The organism is Frigoribacterium sp. VKM Ac-2836, assembly GCF_013248995.1.
In the GTDB taxonomy this organism is placed as follows: domain Bacteria; phylum Actinomycetota; class Actinomycetes; order Actinomycetales; family Microbacteriaceae; genus Frigoribacterium.
This window is the reverse complement of sequence record NZ_JABRPK010000001.1, coordinates 1,078,101-1,096,600: the sequence shown is the minus strand read 5'-3', so window position 1 is coordinate 1,096,600 and position 18,500 is coordinate 1,078,101. Positions and strand designations below refer to the sequence as shown.

Below are 18,500 nucleotides of genomic sequence, written 5' to 3'. Positions count from 1 at the left end.
GAGTGGCGGACCACCTCAGCGGACGACGGCTCCCGACCGTGCCAGCTCGTCCTTGACCTGGCCCACGGTGAGTTCGCCGTTGTGGAAGACCGACGCCGCGAGCACGGCGTCGGCGCCTGCCTCGATGGCGGGGGCGAAGTGTTCGAGCCGGCCCGCGCCTCCGGACGCCACGACCGGGACCCGACTGAGGTCACGCATGGCGCGGACGAGTTCGAGGTCGAAGCCCTGCTTGGTGCCGTCGGCGTCGATCGAGTTGACGAGCAACTCGCCCGCCCCGCGTTCGACGGCCTCGCGAGCCCAGACGAGGGCATCCAGGGTCGTCTCGGTTCGGCCGCCGTGGGTCGTGACGACGAAGCCCGACGCGGTCACGGCCGAGCGCTTGACATCGAGGGAGAGGACGACCGCCTGGGCCCCGAACCGGTCGGCGATCTCTCCGATGAGGTCGGGCCGGGCGATGGCCGCACTGTTCACGCCGATCTTGTCGGCACCGGCCGCCTGCAATCGGGCGACGTCGTCGACGCTGCGTACGCCACCACCGACGGTCAGCGGGATGAAGACCTGCTCGGCCGTCGCCCGGACCACGTCGTACGTGGTCGAGCGCTCGTCGACCGTGGCCGTCACGTCGAGGAAGGTGATCTCGTCCGCGCCCTGTTCGTAGTAGGTGCGGGCGAGCTCGACCGGGTCGCCCGCGTCGCGCAGGTCGAGGAAGTTGACGCCCTTGACGACGCGGCCGGCGGCCACGTCGAGGCACGGGATGACCCGTACGGCGAGGGACGGGGCGTCGGCGACCGTGTCGGCGGCGGGCACGGCTACAGCCTCGCGGCGTGGATCGGGCTGACCAGGATGGCCCGGGCGCCGAGATCGTAGAGGGCGTCCATCACCTGGTTCGTGTCCGCCCGCGGGACCATGACCCGGACCGCAGCCCAGTCGCGGTCGTGCAGCGGCGAGACGGTGGGCGATTCCATGCCGCCCGCGACGGCCGTCGCGGCGTCGAGCTTGTCGACCGGGACGTCGTAGTCCATCAGGACGTACTGCCGGGCGACGAGGACGCCCTGCAGTCGACGGTGGAGGACGGCGAGGCCCTCGACATCGGCGTCGGACGAGATGAGGACGGCCGTCGACTCGAGGATGACCGGTCCGAAGATCTCGAGCCCGGCTGCACGCAGGGTGGCGCCGGTGGAGACGACGTCGGCCACGGCATCGGCGACACCCAGCTGGACGGCGCTCTCGACGGCGCCGTCGAGGGGCACGAGGTTCGCGGTCACTCCGTGGCTCTCGAGGAACGAGCCGACCAGCCCGGCGTAGCTCGTCGCGACGCGGGTGCCCTGCAATTGTCGGAGATCGGCGAAGCGACCGGGAGGGCCGGCGAAACGGAAGGTCGAGCCACCGAAGTCGAGGGGTGCGACCTCGTGGGCCGGCGAGTGCGAGTCGAGCAGCAGGTCGCGGCCCGTGATGCCGACGTCGAGAGCGCCCGAGCCGACGTACGTGGCGATGTCGCGCGGGCGGAGGTAGAAGAACTCGACGCCGTTGCGAGGGTCTTCGACGTGGAGCGTCTTGGGGTCTCGACGGCCTGTGTAGCCGGCCTCGGAGAGCATGGCCGAGGCGGTCTCGCTGAGGGAGCCCTTGTTGGGCACTGCGACGCGGAGCATGGGGTTCTCTGTCTGCTGGGGTGCCGCGTGGGCGGCGTGACGAACGGGGGTGACGGAGGGCTGCTCAGAGATGTCGGTACACGTCGGTCGGGGTGATGCCCTTGGCGACCATCATGACCTGCACGTGGTAGATCAGCTGGGAGATCTCTTCGGCGGTCGCGACGTCGCCCTCGTACTCGGCGGCCATCCAGACCTCGGCGGCCTCTTCGACGATCTTCTTGCCTATCTGGTGCACACCGGCGTCGAGTTCGGCCACGGTGCCCGACCCGTCGGGGCGGTCGCGTGCCTTGTCGCTGAGCTCGAGGTACAGGTCGTCGAAGGATTTCACGACGTCAAGGCTACCGTCGCGGCGGCCGCTCGGAGTGCAGCGATGTTGTCGACGGGCGACCCGCCGTAGACGGCGGACCCGGCGACGACCGTGTCGGCCCCGTTCTCGACGGCGGTGACGATGGTCTGGGTCGTGATGCCGCCGTCGACCTCGAGCCAGACGTCCAGCCCGGAGGCGCGCACGGCATCTCGGGCGCGGGCCAGCTTGACCATGGTCTCGGGCATGAAGGACTGCCCGCCGAAGCCCGGCTCGACGGTCATGACGAGGATCATGTCGTACTCGTCGAGGGTCTCGAGGTAAGGCTCGAGGTCGGTGCCGGGTTTGACGGCGACGGAGGCGCGTGCCCCGTTGCTGCGGATGGCGCGAGCCGTCGAGACGGGGTCGGCCGCGGCCTCGGCTGAGAAGGTCACCGAGAAGGCGCCCGTCTCGGCGTAGCGGGGTGCCCATCGGTCGGCGTCGTCGATCATGAGGTGCAGGTCGAGCGGAACCGGGCTGACCTCACCGAGACGCTGCACGACGGGCAGGCCGAGCGTGAGGTTGGGCACGAAGTGGCCGTCCATGACGTCGACGTGCACGAGGTCCGCATCGGCGATGCGCTGCAGGTCACGCTCGAGGTTGGCGAAGTCGGCCGAGAGGATGCTGGGACTGATGCGGATCGACACGGGACGAGCCTAGCGTCCGGCGCGGCGCTCGATCAGGGCGACGAACATCGCGTCCGTGCCGTGGCGGTGCGGCCAGAGCTGGACGAAAGGTGCCGATGCCAGGTCGACGGGTCGACCGGCGATGCGCTCGATGCCGGACGTGGCGTCGAGCAGCACGAGCTCGTCACCGCGGCCCCGGAGCCCCGTCTCGACGACACCACGGGTCTCGGCCGTGTGCGGCGAGCAGGTGACGTAGGCGAGGACTCCCCCGGGCGCCAGGGCGTCCAGCGCGCTGGAGAAGAGGCGCGACTGCAACGCCGTGAGCTGGCCCACGTCGGCCGGCTGTTTGCGCCAGCGTGCCTCGGGCCGCCGACGAAGGGCTCCGAGACCGGTGCAGGGCGCGTCGAGGAGGATGCGGTCGAAGTGACGGGGCTGTTCCACCCCGAACCGCGCGGCGTCCCCCTCGAGCACCTCGACCTCGCCCGGGACGGCCTCAAGGGCCTGACGGACCAGCCCCGCACGGGCAGGGACGAGTTCGTTAGCGACGAGGTGGGCGCCCACCCTCGCGGCTTCGGCTCCCAGCAGGGCGGCCTTGCCACCGGGGCCGGCGCACATGTCGAGCCAGCGTTCTCCCGGGACGGCTGTTCGGTGCCGGCTGAGCAGGAGGGCCGCGAGCTGCGATCCCTCGTCCTGGACCCTGGCGCGGCCCTCCCTGACTGCAGTCTGCTGGGCGGGATCGCCGCCGCCGCTCGTCGCGGCGAGGGGCGAGAGGCGCGCGCTGGGAGCCCCGAGCTCGGAGACCTCCGCCAGGCCCGGCAGGGCGACGAGGCTGACCTTGGGCGCGTCGTTGTCAGCAGAGAGCAGATCGACCAGTTCACTCTCTCGCCCCTCGGCGGCCAAGGAGCGACGGAACGCGCGCACCACCCAGGCGGGGTGCGACCACTCGGCCGCCAGACGGTCGTCCTCGCCCGTCGTGCCGGCGAGGACGCGATCGCGCCACTCGTCGGGCGTCGACCTCGAGATGGTGCGGAGGACGCCGTTCACGAACCCCGTGCCCGACCGGCTGCCGACCTGACGGGCGAGCTCGACGCTCTCGTCGACGGCGGCGTGGACCGCCACACGTGTCGAGAGCAACTGGTGGGTGCCCAGTCGCAGGACGTCGAGCAGCGCCGGGTCGATGGCATCGGTGCTCCGGCGGGCGGCCAGTGCGATGACGCGGTCGTAGTAGCCCCGGAGGCGCAGCGTGCCGTAGGTCAACTCGGTCGCGAGCCCAGCGTCCTGGGCACCCAGGCGAGCCCGGACGATGCGCTGCGGCAGCAGGAGGTTCGCGTAGGCATCGTCGTGTTCGACGGCGCGGAGGACGTCGAGAGCGACCTGGCGGGCGGGCTGGACTCGGCTCATGAGGCGGTCTCCGTGTCGGGGTCGGCTGAGGACGGAGCGGTGGGCAGGGTGACGCGACGGTCGACCCCGGTGGGCAGTCCTCGCCACCAGTCGGCCGCCGGTATGTCTCTCTTGCCGGCTGGTTGCACGCGGACGAGCTCGACGGGCGCGGAAGCCGTGCCCAGAAGCAGGCGTCGGCCACGTGATTCGAGACGACCGGCCTCGAGAGGCGCCTCGTCGGCGGACGCCATCCGCGCCTCCGTGATCTTGAGGCCGACACCGTCGAGGTCGACACGGGCGCCGGGCTCGGGCGTCACGCCACGGAAGCGGTTGATCAGCTCGGCCGCGGGCCGCGAGGCGTCGAGGACCCCGTCGGCGAGGGTCAGCTTGGAGGCGTGCGTGACCCGGCCGGTCTGGGCCCTCGGCACGGCCGTCCCGTCGGCGAGGCGGGCGACCACGTCGACCAGCAGGTCGGACCCGAACCGCGCGAGTTCGTCGAGGAGGGTCCCGGCGGTCTCGGTGCCGTCGAGAGGGCGTCGGAGGGTGCCGTAGACGTCACCCGCGTCGAGTTCGGGGACGAGCTGGAACACCACCGCGCCCGTCATGTCGTCACCGGCCATGAGCGACCGCTGGACGGGAGCCGCTCCGCGCCAGGCGGGCAGCAGGGAGAAGTGCAGGTTCACCCAACCCAGCCGCGGGGCACCCAGCAACGGTTCACGGAGCAGAGCGCCGTAGGCGACGACGACGCCGAGGTCTGAATCGAGTGCCGAGAGCTCGGCCGTGACCTCCGGCGTGATGCGGCGGGCCTTGACGACGCGGAGACCGAGGCGCTCGGCCTCGACGGCGACCGGGGTGGGGGTCAGGACGCGCTTGCGTCCTTGGGGCGTGTCGTCGCGGGTCAGGACGGCCACGACCTCGTGCGGGCCCTCGGCGAGAGCGGTGAGCGAGGGAACGGCAGCGGCGGGGCTGCCGGCGAAGACGAGGCGCATGGGGTTCCTGGTGGTTCAGTCGGCGAACGGCTCGACGTCGTCGAACCGCACTCTGAGTGTAGGGACGGTCCGAGCGCGTCTTTGACCGAGTGCCTTGCGACGGTCGGTCGCCGCGCGGATGACCTGTGAGCGCAGGGCGAGGGCCACGTCATGACCGCGGGCGTAGTCGAAACGGACGATGGCCCGAACCCCCGCCGGATCGACGTCGACGGGGCCGAGGGTCTCGGCTCGCACCTCGTCCGGGAGGTCGTCGAGTGCGCGCGCGACGGCGTCCACCGCGCCGGTCACGGTGGCCACGCGGACGGCCGGTGGGAAGCGCAGGACGCGACGGTCGGCGAGCTCGGAGGAGGCGAAGCGGGCGAGCTCCCACGTGGCCAGGGCTGAGGCGATGGCCCCACCCACGCCCACCAGGACGACCGGTGCGCGCCGTGCCGCCAGTGCGGTGGCATTAGCCCACCAGCGCAGACAGTCCTCGGCGACGCGGAGGCTCTCTCGGGCGAGCATGCGTTCGCCGTCGAGCAGGAGGACCGCGCGGTAGCCACCGGGCGCGACCGGCTCCGCCCCTCGGGTGGCGACCACGATCGCCGGTGCGGCGTCGACGTGGGTCAGGGCCCGTGTGCCGTCCGACACGATGATCCGGACGCCCGGGAACGCCTTGCCGAGTTCGTCGGCCGTCCGCGACGCGCCCGTGCCGACGGCGCGCATGCGGGTGCCCTCGCAGGTGCGGCAGTGCCACGAGACGGCGAGGGCACCGCACCAGGCGCACGACGGGGTCGCCCCTCGCTCGCGCTGGTGCAGCGGGCCGTTGCAGCGGAGGCAGCGTGACGTGTCGCCACAGTCGACGCAGGCCAGGCGGGGCGAGTAGCCCGGTGAGGCGACTTGGATGAGCACCGGCCCGTGCTCGACGGCGGCCCGGGCCTCGGCGTAGGCCGAAGACGGTATGCGGGCCTGGGCGGCGAATCCGTCGGAGGCGGCCTGCCGGACGGTGGGCACGACTCGGGGTTGGTAGCGGGGATCGGGACGGACCTCGGCGAGGAAGCCGATCTCGACGAGTCGTTGGACGTCGGTGCTCCGGGCGTGCCCGAGGAAGACGAGCGCGCTCTCTTGCTGTGCCTGCCGGAGCAACGCGGTGTCGCGGGCGTGCACGTAGGGCGCGAGCGGTTCACCGAAGGACGAGTCGCCGTCGTCGAACACCACGATGACGCCGAGGCGTGCCGACGGCGCGAGGAGGACGGACCGGTTGCCGACGACGACCACGGGCTCGTCGCCCCGGGCACGGAGCAGCGCCCGGTACCGGTCGGCGTTGGACTGTCGGGAGTCGAGTCGGACGACACGGTCGGGCGGGAGGACGGCTGTGAGGGCCTGGAGGACGTGTTCTTCGTCGCGGTAGTCGGGGACGGCGACGATGGCATTGTCACCCGCTTCGAGCGAGACGGCGGCGAGTTGTGCGGCCGTCAGTGCCCAGTGCCCGACCCACGACCCGTCCGGGAGTTCGACGAGCAGCGGGACGGCGTCGACCGCTGCCCGTCCCCGAGCCACCACGAGCCCGACGAGATCGGTGGACCGGTAACCCACGACGACCCGGACGGGCTCGTGGTCGTCGACGGTCGGCGCGGTGTCGGTCGGAGACGTCGGGGCGGTGTCGGTTGGCGACGTCGGTGCGTCGACGACGGCCGGCTGCCGAAGGGAGGTGTCCCCCGCGGCGGCCAGGTGTGCCTTCTCGACGCGGACCTGGCGAGGAGGCACGGCCAAGCGGACGACGTCGCTGGCCGACCCACCGGCCCGGTCGGCGACGGCCCGGGCGAGCGACCACACCTCAGGTGCCAGGACGGACACGGTCGACACGACGTCGTCGATCTCGCTCAGGTCACCCTCGTGCTCGGACGTCGACGCCACCTCGACGACGAACCCGTCGGCGATACGTCCGGCCGAGCGAAGGGGGACCTTGACCCGGATGCCCGGGGCGATCTTGTCCCGCAGCCGCTCGGGCACGGCGTAGTCGAACAGCCGGTCGAGCTGCGGCAGGGGCGATTCGACCATCACCCGGACGACGCGTGGGCCACCCCCGACGAGGGGCTCGCCGACCGCCGCCATGGTCAGAGCCCGGCGGCGGCCCGGAGGGCGTCGACGCGGTCGAGCGCCTCCCAGGTGAAGTCGGGCAGGTCGCGACCGAAGTGGCCGTAGGTCGACGTCGCCGAGTAGATCGGCCGGAGGAGGTCGAGGTCGCGGATGATCGCCGCCGGGCGGAGGTCGAACACCGACTCGATGGCGGCCGTGATGACGTCGTCGCCGACGTGCCCCGTCCCGAAGGTCTCGACGTAGAGGCCGACGGGTGCGGCCCGTCCGATCGCGTAGGCCACCTGGAGTTCGAGCCGGTCGGCGAGGCCTGCGGCCACGGCGTTCTTGGCCACCCAGCGCATGGCGTAAGCGGCGGAGCGGTCGACCTTCGAAGGGTCCTTGCCCGAGAACGCGCCTCCACCGTGACGGCTGGCGCCGCCGTAGGTGTCGACGATGATCTTCCGGCCCGTGAGGCCGGCGTCGCCCTGGGGGCCACCGATCTCGAACCGGCCGGTCGGGTTGATGATGAACCGGGTGTCGACGGACGAGAGTCCTGCTTCGTCGAGGACGGGACGGATGACGTGCTCGATGACATCCGACTCGAGTTGTTCGCTCGAGACAGCAGGCGAGTGCTGCGTCGACAGGACGACGGTGTCGACGGTCTTGGGGACGACCCCGTCGTAGCCGACCGTGACCTGGGTCTTGCCGTCGGGTCGCAGATAGTCGAGGGTGCCCGATTTGCGGACCGCCGCGAGCCGCTCGGCCAACCGGTGGGCGAGCCAGACCGGGAGGGGCATGTACTGCGCCGTCTCGTTGGTTGCGTAGCCGAACATGATGCCCTGGTCACCTGCCCCCTGGCGGTTGAGCGCATCGTCGTCGCCGCCGCGCGCCTCGAGGGCCGTGTCGACGCCTTGGGCGATGTCGGGAGACTGCGAGCCGATCGACACCTCGACCCCACAGGTGCGCCCGTCGAAGCTCACGGCCGACGAGTCGTACCCGATGCCCACGATGAGATCACGCACGATCGTCGGGATGTCGACGTACCCCTTGGTCGTGACCTCGCCGGCGACGTGGACGAGCCCCGTGGTGACCATCGTCTCGACCGCGACCCGGCTGGCGGGGTCGACCGCGAGCAACGCGTCGAGGATGCCGTCCGAGATCTGGTCGCAGATCTTGTCGGGGTGGCCCTCGGTGACCGACTCGGACGTGAACAGTCGCAGGGAGGTCGGTGTCGTCGTGGCGGGATCGGTCGTCGTGTCGGTCAGGGTCACGGTGTTCCTCTGGATGTCGTTCGGGGTGCGGACGCGATGAGGCCCCGCGGGATGGACTCCCGGGGGCCTCATCAGATGATAAGACCGACCACCGTCAGACGGGCTGGTCGTGTCGTCGCGCTACTCGGCGGGAGCCGGAAGCGGCTTGACCTCGAGCTTGTCCTCGTTGATCTCGTGCATGGCGACCGAGAGGGGCTTGTCGTCGATCGAGCTGTCGACCAGGGGGCCCACGTTGTCGAACAGGCTGCCCTCGTGCAGATCGGCGTAGTAGTCGTTGATCTGGCGGGCGCGCTTGGAGGCGAAGATGACGAGTGCGTACTTCGACTCGACCTTCGAGAGCAGTTCGTCGATGGGGGGATCGATGATGCCCTGGTTCTTGTCGGCCATTGGTTGCTCCTCGTGTCGATGGGCTTCGGTGCCGACACCGCTCGGGACGAGCGTGGGCACCAAGATCGGGGCGCGGGTCACGCGCGGGTGCGGCCCGAATCGGGCGCAGTCATCAATTCTACGACCTCGCGGGCCGCTTCGGCCACGTCGTGGTTCACGACACGCGCGTCGAACTCGTCCTGGGCGGCCAGTTCGACCTTCGCGGTCTCGAGTCGCCGGTGCTGTTCGGCGGCGTCCTCGGTACCTCGTCCGATGAGCCGACGGACCAGTTCGTCCCAGGTCGGGGGAAGGAGGAAGACCAGCACGGCCTCGGGCATCGCGGCCCGGACGAGTCGTGCACCCTGCAGATCGATCTCGAGCAGCACGCTGCGACCCTCGGTGAGGGCGGCGTCCAAGGGGGGACGGGGCGTGCCGTAGCGGTAGGAGTTGTGCACCGTGGCGTACTCGAGCAGTTCGCGGTCCCGGATCATGCGGTCGAACTCGGCGTCGTCGACGAAGTAGTAGTGGACCCCGTCGACCTCGCCGGGTCGCGGTGCACGGGTCGTCGCCGACACGCTGAGGTGCACGTCGGGATAGTTCTCGCGGATGTAGGTCGACACGGTGCCCTTTCCCACGGCCGTGGGGCCCGCGAGGACGACGAGCCGCGAGCGGAGGCGCCCCTTGGCCTCGCGCGCGGCCAACCAGTCGCCCAGGATGCGGCGCTGCCTGACCCCGAGGCCGCCGACCCGCTTCGACTCAGCGATGCCGAGTTCGGTCATGATCCGGGCGACGCGGGTCGGACCGATGCCCGGGATGCTCGTGAGCAGTTCGCGGACCCTCAGAGACCCTTCGGGACTCGTGGGCTCGCCGGCCCAGGCGGTCTCGGCGACGTCCAGGGCGCTCCGGGTTCGAGAGGCGACGGCGTTCTTGACGGCGGCGCGCCCCCGTCGCGCGGCCACGGCGGCGCGAGCCGCCGCGGCGCGGTCGACGGGAGGCGGGGTCAGACGAGGCACGAACGCACCTCGTCGGCGTCACGACGGACCGCATCGGCGAAACCTGCCGGACCCGCGGCGAGGAGGGCGCGGGAAGCGGAGACCAGCACGGCCCCGGCGGCGGGGCCGAAGAGGAGGGGCAGGTCGGCGTAGGTCGCGCCCTGATGGCCGAACCCCGGGGCCAGAACGGGCGTCGTCGTCAGTCGCGAGGCGTCGATGCCGTAGTCGTCGAGGTCGACGGTCGCGCCGAGCACGAGGCCGACGCTGCCGAACGGGGCGTCGCCCGCCGTCTGGTTGTCATGGAGCACGTTGTCGACGATACCGCTCGCGACGGTGCCTTCCGCGCCGTGGACGTCGGTCCGCACGGCCGTCTGGGTGGCCAGCGCCTCGGCGTTGGACGTCGCGGCCAGCACGAACACCCCTGCGCCCACGGCCCGCGCCCGCGTGACCAGGCCGGTCATCGAGTCGAAGCCGAGATAGGGCGAGACGGTCAGTGCGTCGACCCGCAACGGCGACGACCCGTCGAACCAGGCGTCTCCGTAGCCGTCCATGGTCGAGCCGATGTCGCCCCGCTTCGCGTCGCCGATCTGGAGAAGGCCCCGCTCGCGCCCGGCTTCGAGGACGTCCTCGAGCGCAGCGAACCCCGCCGATCCCCAGCGTTCGAAGAACGCGACCTGCGGCTTGACGATCGACGCCGAGCCGGCCAGGCCGTCGACGACGCGCAGGCCGAACTCGCGCACGCCAGAGGCGTCGTTCGCGAGCCCCCACTGGTCGAGGAGGTAGGGATGGGGATCGATGCCGACGCAGAGCGGACCGGTCGCGGCGAACGCCGCCGCGAGCCGGTCGCCGAACGACGAGCTCACCGTCGGGCCGCCCGGGCGAGACCGTAGTCCTGCAGGCTCGTCACCTCGAGGTCGCTCTGAACGGCCTCGATGGACGCGACCGCCGCGCCGAGCTGGGCGATGGTCGTGAAGAGCGCCTTGTCGGCTGCCACCGTCGCCGCGCGGATCTCGTAGCCGTCGGCTCGGGCGGTCGACCCGCTCGGGGTGTTGATCACGATGTCGACCTCATCGGCGTTGATCAGGTCGACGACCGAATGGCCTCCGGCGCTGAACTTGTCGACGGTGTCGGCGTGGATGCCGTTGCGCACGAGGACGGTGGCCGTCCCTTCGGTCGCGAGGATGCGGAAGCCGAGCTGCTGGAGGCGCAGCACCGGCAACACGATGGCCCGCTTGTCGCGGTCGGCGACACTGACGAAGACGGTGCCCGACGTGGGGAGCCCGCCGTAGGCCGCCGTCTGGCTCTTCGCGAACGCGCGTGGGAAGTCGCGATCGATACCCATCACCTCACCGGTCGAGCGCATCTCGGGACTGAGCACGCTGTCGACGACCTGGCCCTCTTTCGTGCGGAACCGCTTGAACGGCAGCACCGCCTCCTTGACGGAGATTGGCGAGTCGAGCGGGACGTCGGAACCGTCTTGGGCGGGCAGAAGACCGATCTCGACGAGATCGCGGACGGTCCGCCCGACCATGATGAGCGAGGCCGCCTTGGCCAGCGGGATGCCCAGCGCCTTCGAGACGAACGGCACCGTCCGGCTCGCCCGGGGGTTGGCCTCGATGACGTAGAGCACGCCGGCCGCGATCGCGAACTGCACGTTGAGCAGACCGGACACGCCGACACCCTTCGCGATGGCGAGGGTGGCCTCCCGGACGCGGTCGATCTCGCCCTTCCCGAGCGTGACGGGCGGCAGGGTGCAGCTCGAGTCGCCGGAGTGGATGCCGGCCTCTTCGATGTGTTCCATGATGCCGCCGACGTACAGTTCGGTGCCGTCGTAGAGCGCGTCGACGTCGATCTCGACGGCGTCGTCCAGGAAGCGGTCGACCAGCAGGGGTGCCTCGGGGCCGATGATGGCCTGGTCCGCGACCCGCTCGAAGTAGTCGGCGAGCGAGGGGCTGTCGTAGACGATCTCCATGCCGCGGCCGCCCAGGACGTAGGACGGTCGCACCAGTACCGGGTAGCCGATCTCTTCCGCGACGGCCACCGCGCTGGCGTAGTCGGTCGCCGTGCCGTTGCGCGGTGCGAGCAGGCCGGCCTGGTCGAGGATGCCCTGGAAGAGGCCTCGTTCTTCGGCCGAGTCGATCGCGTCGGGCGTCGTGCCGAGGATGGGCACACCGGCGGCCTCGAGACCCTTCGACAGACCCAGGGCCGTCTGGCCGCCGAGTTGCACGACGACGCCGACGAGCTCGCCGCTGGCGCTCTCGGCGTGGACGACCTCGAGGACGTCCTCGAGGGTCAGCGGCTCGAAGTACAACCGGTCGCTTGTGTCGTAGTCGGTCGAGACCGTCTCGGGGTTGCAGTTGATCATGATCGTCTCGAAGCCGGCGTCGCTCAGGGCGAAGCTGGCGTGGACGCACGAATAGTCGAACTCGACGCCCTGCCCGATGCGGTTCGGCCCCGAGCCGAGGATGATCACCTTGCGGCGGTCGCTGGCCACGACCTCGGTCTCGGTGTCGTAGCTCGAGTAGTGGTACGGCGTCAGGGCGGGGAACTCACCGGCGCAGGTGTCGACGGTCTTGAAGACGGGGCGCACGTCGAGCGCGTGGCGGTGATCGCGCACCTGCTGCTCGGAGAGACCGCGCAGCTGGCCGATCTGGTCGTCGCTGAACCCGTGGTCCTTCGCCAGGACGAGGGTGTCGGCGTCGAGCTCGGCTGCCGAGGCGACCTGCTCGGCGATCTCGTTGATCAGCACGATCTGGTCGATGAACCAGGGGTCGATCTTGGTGGCGTCGAAGACCTGCTCAGCCGTCGCGCCCGACCGCAGGGCCTGCTGGACGGTGACGATGCGACCGTCGGTGGGCGTCGACGCCAACGCGAGCAGCGCCTCCTGGTCTCCGGGCTGGCCCTGCCAGTGGAAGCTCGACCCGCGCTTCTCGAGCGACCGGAGCGACTTCTGCAACGCCTGCGTGAAGTTGCGGCCGAGGGCCATGGCCTCGCCCACGCTCTTCATCGTCGTGGTCAGCGTCGTGTCGGCCGCCGGGAACTTCTCGAAGGCGAACCGGGGAACCTTGACGACGACGTAGTCGAGCGTCGGTTCGAAGGAGGCGGGGGTCACCTTGGTGATGTCGTTCGGGATCTCGTCGAGACGGTACCCGAGGGCCAGCTTCGCGGCGATCTTGGCGATCGGGAAGCCGGTCGCCTTCGACGCGAGGGCGCTGGAGCGCGACACGCGGGGGTTCATCTCGATGACGATGACCCGGCCGTCGGCCGGATCCACCGCGAACTGGATGTTGCAACCGCCGGTGTCGACACCCACGCGCCGGATGATGTCGATGCTGATGTCACGGAGGTTCTGGTACTCGCGGTCGGTGAGCGTGAGGGCCGGGGCCACGGTGATCGAGTCGCCGGTGTGGACGCCGACCGGGTCCACGTTCTCGATCGAGCAGACCACGACCGTGTTGTCGGCCGTGTCGCGCATCATCTCGAGCTCGTACTCTTTCCAGCCGAGGATGCTCTCTTCGAGCAGGACCTCGGTCGTGGGGCTCTGGTGCAGTCCGTCGGTGACCATGCGGACCAGTTCGTCCCGGGTGTAGGCGAAGCCGGAGCCCAGCCCACCCATGGTGAAGGAGGGGCGGATGACCAGGGGGTAGCCCAGGTCCTCGGCGTACTCGACGGCCTGATCGACGGTCGTGGCGATGTACGACTTGGCGACGTCGGCGCCCGACTCGAGCACGAGCTTCTTGAACAGCTGGCGGTCCTCGCCCTTCTGGATGGCCTCCACCTTGGCGCCGATCAGCTCGACGCCGTGCTTCGCGAGGATGCCCTCCTCGTCGAGGGCGATGGCGGCGTTGAGGGCCGTCTGACCGCCGAGGGTGGGCAGGATCGCATCGGGGCGCTCCTTGACGATGATCGCCTCGAGCACCTCGGAGGTGATCGGCTCGATGTACGTCGCGTCCGCGAAGTCGGGGTCGGTCATGATCGTGGCCGGGTTCGGGTTCACCAGGATGACCCTCACCCCCTCTTCGCGGAGGACGCGGCAGGCCTGGGTGCCCGAGTAGTCGAACTCGGCCGCCTGACCGATGACGATCGGACCGGAGCCGATCACGAGGACGGAGTTGATGTCGTCACGCTTGGGCATCAGTTGCTGCTTTCGATGTCGGAGCCGAAGTCGACGGCCTGGCCGTTCTTCCGGGCGACGACCGCCTCACGGAAGCGGTCGAAGAGGTGGTTGCTGTCGTGCGGGCCGGCGGCGGCCTCGGGGTGGTACTGCACCGAGAACGCCGGGATGTCGAGGGCTCGGAGTCCCTCGACCACCTGGTCGTTCAAGCTGTAGTGGCTGACCTCCACCCGGCCGAAGCCAGCCGGTGAGTCGATGACGCCGTCGATCGGCGCGTCGACGGCGAACCCGTGGTTCTGGCTCGTGATCTCGACCTTGTTCGTGGTCTTGTCGAGCACCGGCTGGTTGATACCGCGATGACCGAAGGGCAGCTTGTAGGTGCCGAAGCCCAGGGCGCGGCCGAAGAGCTGGTTGCCGAAGCAGATGCCGAAGTACGGCAGCCCGTCACGCAGAGCGCCCTGGAGCAGTTCGACCTGTGAGTCGCTCGCTGCCGGGTCGCCCGGTCCGTTCGAGTAGAAGAGGGCGTCGGGGGCGAGGGCACGGAGCCCATCGAGGGTCGTGGACTGCGGCAGGACGTGCACCTCGAAGCCCCGCTGCGCGAGATAGCGCAGCGTCGAGGTCTTCACTCCCAGGTCGAGCACGGCGACGGATCCGATGCGGTCGCCCTCGGCCTGCAGCACGTACGGCTCGACCGTCGACACCTGGCTGGAGAGGTTGAGGCCACGCATGTCGGCCCCGGCGGTGACGAGGTCGAGCTGCTCCGCGGGGTCGAGGTCGGCGTCGGGCCCGCTGAAGACGCCGCCCTTCATCGAGCCCACCTCGCGAAGACGGCGGGTGACGGCGCGGGTGTCGATGCCGCGGATGCCGACGATGCCGTCGGCGACGAGCTGCTCGTCGAGGCTGCCCTGCGCCCGGTGGTTCGACACCACCCGGCTGGCGTCACGCACGACGAAGCCGGCGACCCAGATGCGGCGGGACTCGGGGTCGGTGTCGTTCACGCCCGTGTTGCCGATGTGGGGCGCGGTCATGACGACGATCTGCCCGGCGTACGAGGGGTCGGTGAGCGTCTCTTGGTAGCCGGTCATTCCGGTCGCGAAGACGACCTCGCCGAGGGTGCGCCCGACGGCGCCGTAGGCACGACCCGTGTACCGGGTGCCGTCGGCGAGGACCAGCACGGCCCTGTCGGTGGTGGAGGCGTCAGTCAATGGTCTTCTCCTTGGTGGTGCCGGCCCCGGGGGCCGTGGGGACGAGGGGGCGGATCGCGTCGACGACGGGTGCCGGATCGTCGGTGATGCGCAGGTAGGTGTCGAGGTCGACGTCGCCGAGACTCCACCCGACGAGGACGAGGCCGTCCCGCTCGACGACTCGGTCGATGGTCCAGGTCGCTCGGTCGACCCCTCGCAACGAGGAGGCGCGGATCAGCACGGCCGGTTCACCCGCGATCTCGAGGCGCACGCCCTCGGTGTGGACGGACACGACGGCCCGGCCACGAAACCCCAGGCCGTGGACCACGACGCGGTCGAGCGGATCGCCGCCTCGTGACGTCGCCACGTAGAAAGCGTCGACCGCGACGGCCGGCTCGGACAGATCGTCCGGCGCACGGTCGGGGGCGGGGATGTCGGACTGGCGCCTCCCGCGGGCCCTCCAGGACCGAGCCATCAGTCCGATCAGCAGGCCGACGCCGACGAGGATGAGCGCGGCGATGATCCATTGGCTCATCGGGCGGCCGTCCCGTCGGCCCCCGCGAGGGCGGCGGCGCTGTCGACCAGTCGGGCTGCGTGAGCGACGATCTCGCTGTCGACGACGTGACCGTCGAGGACGGTCGCGTAGCCCTGGTGGAAGGTCGCGCGCACCTCACCGGGCAGGACGCGCCCGAGGTAGGGCGAGTTGCGGCTCTTCCCCGCGAGGTGCTCGGTCGAGAACGTGCGGGTCACCCCTCGATCGTAGAGCGTGAGCTCGGCCGGTTCTCCCACGGCGAGGGGACGTCCGTGCCCGGCCACCTGCCCGATGACTGCCGGGGTGACCGACATCACCCGGGCCACGTCGGCCCAGCCGATCAGACCCGTGTCGACCATGGTGTGGTGCACGACCGACAGAGCCGATTCGAGACCGACCATGCCGTTGGCGGCGGCGTCCCACTCGCAGCACTTCGCCTCGGAGGTGTGCGGGGCGTGGTCCGTGGCCACGACATCGATCGTGCCGTCGGCCAGGGCAACACGCAACGCCTTGACGTCTTCGGAGCGACGGAGTGGCGGGTTCACCTTGTAACGCGAGTCGTAGCCCGCGACGAGGTCCTCGGTCAACAAGAGGTGGTGCGGTGTGACCTCGGCCGTGACCTCGATGCCCCGTGACTTGGCCCAGCGGATGACCTCGACGCTGCCGGCCGTCGAGACGTGGCAGACGTGCAGTCTGGCGCCGACGTGGTCGGCGAGCAGCACGTCGCGGGCGATGATCGCCTCTTCGGCGACCGCGGGCCAGCCGCCCAGGCCGAGCTCTGCGGACAGGGCGCCCTCGTTCATCTGTGCGCCCTCGGTCAGCCTGGGTTCCTGCGCATGCTGGGCGAGGACTCCCCCGAACCCCTTGATGTACTCGAGGGCCCGGCGCATCAGCAGGGGGTCGGCGACGCAGGACCCGTCGTCCGAGAAGACCCGGACGCCGGCCCGCGAGCGGGCCATGGCGCCGATCTCGGAGAGATGGGTTCCTTTCAGGCCCTGACTGACCGCACCGATGGGACGGACCGTCACGAAGCCCGCGCGCTGACCCAACGCCTGCACCTGTTCGACGACCCCCGCCGTGTCGGCCACGGGCGAGGAATTGGCCATGGCGTTGACGGCGGTGTACCCGCCGGCGGCCGCGGCCCGCGAGCCGGTCAGGACGGTCTCGCTGCCCTCGCCCCCGGGCTCGCGGAGGTGGGTGTGGAGGTCGACGAGCCCGGGCAGTAACAGCAGGCCGTCCGCGTCGGTGACCGTCGCGCCGGCAGCGGTCACACCGGTGCCGAGCTCGACGACGACCCCGTCACGGACGAGGACGTCCGTCCGGCCGCCGTCGACGGTCTCGGCACCTCGGATGAGATGGGTGGTGGTCACGATGCGTCCTCTCGGTCGCCGGCGAGGGTGAGGTAGAGCACGGCCATGCGGACGGCGACGCCGTTCGTGACCTGCTCGCGGACCGTCGATCGTGGCGAGTCGGCTGCCTCGTCGCTGATCTCGAGTCCGCGGTTCATCGGGCCGGGGTGCATGACGAGGGTCGACGGAGGCAACGACCGGAATCGTGCGGCGCCCAGGCCCCACGACCGGGCGTATTCGCGCGGGTTCGGGAAGAACGCGTCGTTCATGCGCTCCTGCTGGATGCGCAGCATCATGACGACGTCGGGAGACACCTCGGCGAGGGCCTCGTCGAGGTCGTAGCGCACGTCGACTCCGAACCGGCTGACGTCGACCGGGACGAGCGTGGGAGGTGCGACCACCGTCACGTGGGCACCGAGCGTCCGCAGCAGCCACGCGTTCGAGCGGGCGACACGCGAGTGCAGGATGTCGCCGACGATCATCACCTCGACGCCGTCGAGGGCGCGACCTCGACTCACCGTCCCGTGGACACGACGGCGAATCGTGAAGGCGTCGAGCAACGCCTGCGTGGGGTGCTCGTGCGTGCCGTCCCCGGCGTTGACGATGCCTGCCTCGACCCAGCCGCTGTCGGCGAGGACGCGAGGGGCACCACTCGACGGATGGCGGATGACGATGCCGTCGGCCCCCATGGCGGCGAGGGTCTGGGCCGTGTCTTTCAGCGACTCGCCCTTCGAGACGCTCGATCCCTTGGCGGCGAAGTTGATGACGTCCGCACTGAGACGCTTGGCGGCGGCTTCGAACGAGATGCGTGTGCGGGTGCTGTCCTCGTAGAACAGGTTGACGACCGTGATGCCCCGAAGCGTCGGCAGCTTGCGCACCTCGCGAGTGGCGACGTCGGCCATGTCTTCGGCGACGTCGAGGACGCGGATCGCCTCGTCGCGCGACAGATCGGCGGTGCTGAGCAGGTGTCTCATCGGCTCGCCCCCGGGCTGCTGACCGGATCTGCTTCGGCACCCGCCCCTGCTGTGGACGCCCCGTCGTCGATGGCGACGAGCTCGTCGTCGTCGACGCCGTGCAACCGGACGAAGATGCGCTCGACGGTCGAGGTGGGCAGGTTCTTGCCGACGAAGTCGGCCCGAATGGGCAGCTCCCGGTGGCCCCGGTCGACGAGCACCGCGAGGCGGACGGCGCGGGGCCGACCGATCGAACCGAGTGCGTCGAGCGCTGCACGGATGGTCCGGCCCGAGTAGAGCACGTCATCGACGAGGACGACGGTCTTGCCGTCGATGCCTCCTGACGGAACGGAGGTGGGGCCGGGCGACCGGGTGGGCTGACGCCGGAGGTCGTCGCGATACATGGTCACGTCGACCGACCCGACGGCCACGGGACTGCCCGAAATCGACGACAAAGAGGCCGCGAGGCGGTCGGCGAGGACGACACCGCGGGTAGGGATTCCCAGGACGACGAGGCCGTCGGCACCCTTGTTGGATTCGAGGATCTCGTGGGCCATGCGTGTCAAGGCACGCGTGATGTCAGCCTGACTCAGCACGGTACGGGTGCTCAATCGGACCTCCTTCCCCGCCTCTCGGGACGGAACTTAAAGGATGTCGGTGTGGATGGTTCCAGCCTATCGCGTCGTCACGCGCC

The 18,500-nt window shown here is 70.4% G+C and carries 17 protein-coding genes; all 17 read right to left on the bottom strand.

The window, feature by feature from the left end; genetic code table 11:
- Window positions 1-15: 15 nt before the first annotated feature.
- The 17 genes from hisF to pyrR all read right to left on the bottom strand — a co-directional run bounded on the left by hisF (window position 16) and on the right by pyrR (window position 18,417).
- A complete protein-coding gene (gene hisF / locus HRF36_RS05105; protein ID WP_173207107.1) occupies window positions 16-807 on the bottom strand; it encodes an imidazole glycerol phosphate synthase subunit HisF in 792 nt (263 codons plus the stop codon).
- 2 nt (window positions 808-809) lie between these two features.
- A complete protein-coding gene (gene hisG, locus HRF36_RS05100) occupies window positions 810-1,649 on the bottom strand; it encodes an ATP phosphoribosyltransferase (protein ID WP_173207104.1) in 840 nt (279 codons plus the stop codon).
- Window positions 1,650-1,713: 64 nt separating this feature from the next.
- A complete protein-coding gene (locus HRF36_RS05095; protein WP_173207101.1) occupies window positions 1,714-1,977 on the bottom strand; it encodes a phosphoribosyl-ATP diphosphatase in 264 nt (87 codons plus the stop codon).
- Entirely contained in the window at window positions 1,974-2,639 is a 666-nt protein-coding gene (gene rpe / locus HRF36_RS05090) for a ribulose-phosphate 3-epimerase (protein ID WP_173207098.1), read from the bottom strand. The genes HRF36_RS05095 and rpe overlap by 4 nt, the downstream gene beginning before the upstream one ends.
- 9 nt (window positions 2,640-2,648) lie before the next feature.
- On the bottom strand, window positions 2,649-4,019 hold the full coding sequence (locus HRF36_RS05085) for an RsmB/NOP family class I SAM-dependent RNA methyltransferase (protein WP_173207096.1): 1,371 nt from the start codon (window positions 4,017-4,019) through the stop codon (window positions 2,649-2,651).
- Window positions 4,016-4,987, bottom strand: coding sequence for a methionyl-tRNA formyltransferase (gene fmt / locus HRF36_RS05080; protein WP_173207093.1), 972 nt, complete (start codon window positions 4,985-4,987; stop codon window positions 4,016-4,018). Before fmt ends, HRF36_RS05085 begins: the two co-directional genes overlap by 4 nt.
- A gap of 15 nt (window positions 4,988-5,002) precedes the next feature.
- Entirely contained in the window at window positions 5,003-7,081 is a 2,079-nt protein-coding gene (locus tag HRF36_RS05075) for a primosomal protein N' (RefSeq protein WP_173207090.1), read from the bottom strand.
- A 2-nt stretch (window positions 7,082-7,083) separates the two neighbouring features.
- Window positions 7,084-8,310 carry a methionine adenosyltransferase gene (gene metK, locus HRF36_RS05070; RefSeq protein ID WP_371740049.1) on the bottom strand — a complete coding sequence of 409 codons (1,227 nt, stop codon included), beginning with the start codon at window positions 8,308-8,310 and terminating at the stop codon, window positions 7,084-7,086.
- A gap of 126 nt (window positions 8,311-8,436) precedes the next feature.
- On the bottom strand, window positions 8,437-8,703 hold the full coding sequence (gene rpoZ, locus HRF36_RS05065; protein WP_173207084.1) for a DNA-directed RNA polymerase subunit omega: 267 nt from the start codon (window positions 8,701-8,703) through the stop codon (window positions 8,437-8,439).
- A 77-nt stretch (window positions 8,704-8,780) separates the two neighbouring features.
- Window positions 8,781-9,695: a guanylate kinase gene (gene gmk / locus HRF36_RS05060; protein WP_173207082.1), complete on the bottom strand. Its 915-nt coding sequence runs from the start codon at window positions 9,693-9,695 to the stop codon at window positions 8,781-8,783.
- Window positions 9,683-10,537 (bottom strand): orotidine-5'-phosphate decarboxylase, encoded by an 855-nt coding sequence (gene pyrF / locus HRF36_RS05055; protein ID WP_173207079.1) that lies wholly within the window; start codon window positions 10,535-10,537, stop codon window positions 9,683-9,685. The genes gmk and pyrF overlap by 13 nt, the downstream gene beginning before the upstream one ends.
- Complete coding sequence (gene carB / locus HRF36_RS05050) at window positions 10,534-13,809, bottom strand: carbamoyl-phosphate synthase large subunit (RefSeq protein ID WP_173207076.1); 3,276 nt, start codon at window positions 13,807-13,809, stop codon at window positions 10,534-10,536. The genes pyrF and carB overlap by 4 nt, the downstream gene beginning before the upstream one ends.
- Window positions 13,809-14,993 (bottom strand): glutamine-hydrolyzing carbamoyl-phosphate synthase small subunit, encoded by a 1,185-nt coding sequence (gene carA, locus HRF36_RS05045; protein ID WP_173207062.1) that lies wholly within the window; start codon window positions 14,991-14,993, stop codon window positions 13,809-13,811. The genes carB and carA overlap by 1 nt, the downstream gene beginning before the upstream one ends.
- The gene (locus HRF36_RS05040) at window positions 14,986-15,507 is read right to left on the bottom strand and encodes a hypothetical protein (protein ID WP_173207047.1); all 522 of its coding nucleotides are present in this window, start codon (window positions 15,505-15,507) and stop codon (window positions 14,986-14,988) included. The genes carA and HRF36_RS05040 overlap by 8 nt, the downstream gene beginning before the upstream one ends.
- The gene (locus tag HRF36_RS05035) at window positions 15,504-16,874 is read right to left on the bottom strand and encodes a dihydroorotase (protein WP_371740021.1); all 1,371 of its coding nucleotides are present in this window, start codon (window positions 16,872-16,874) and stop codon (window positions 15,504-15,506) included. The genes HRF36_RS05040 and HRF36_RS05035 overlap by 4 nt, the downstream gene beginning before the upstream one ends.
- Window positions 16,871-17,827, bottom strand: coding sequence for an aspartate carbamoyltransferase catalytic subunit (locus HRF36_RS05030; protein ID WP_173207045.1), 957 nt, complete (start codon window positions 17,825-17,827; stop codon window positions 16,871-16,873). The genes HRF36_RS05035 and HRF36_RS05030 overlap by 4 nt, the downstream gene beginning before the upstream one ends.
- On the bottom strand, window positions 17,824-18,417 hold the full coding sequence (gene pyrR / locus HRF36_RS05025; RefSeq protein WP_173207043.1) for a bifunctional pyr operon transcriptional regulator/uracil phosphoribosyltransferase PyrR: 594 nt from the start codon (window positions 18,415-18,417) through the stop codon (window positions 17,824-17,826). The genes HRF36_RS05030 and pyrR overlap by 4 nt, the downstream gene beginning before the upstream one ends.
- Window positions 18,418-18,500: the final 83 nt, after the last annotated feature.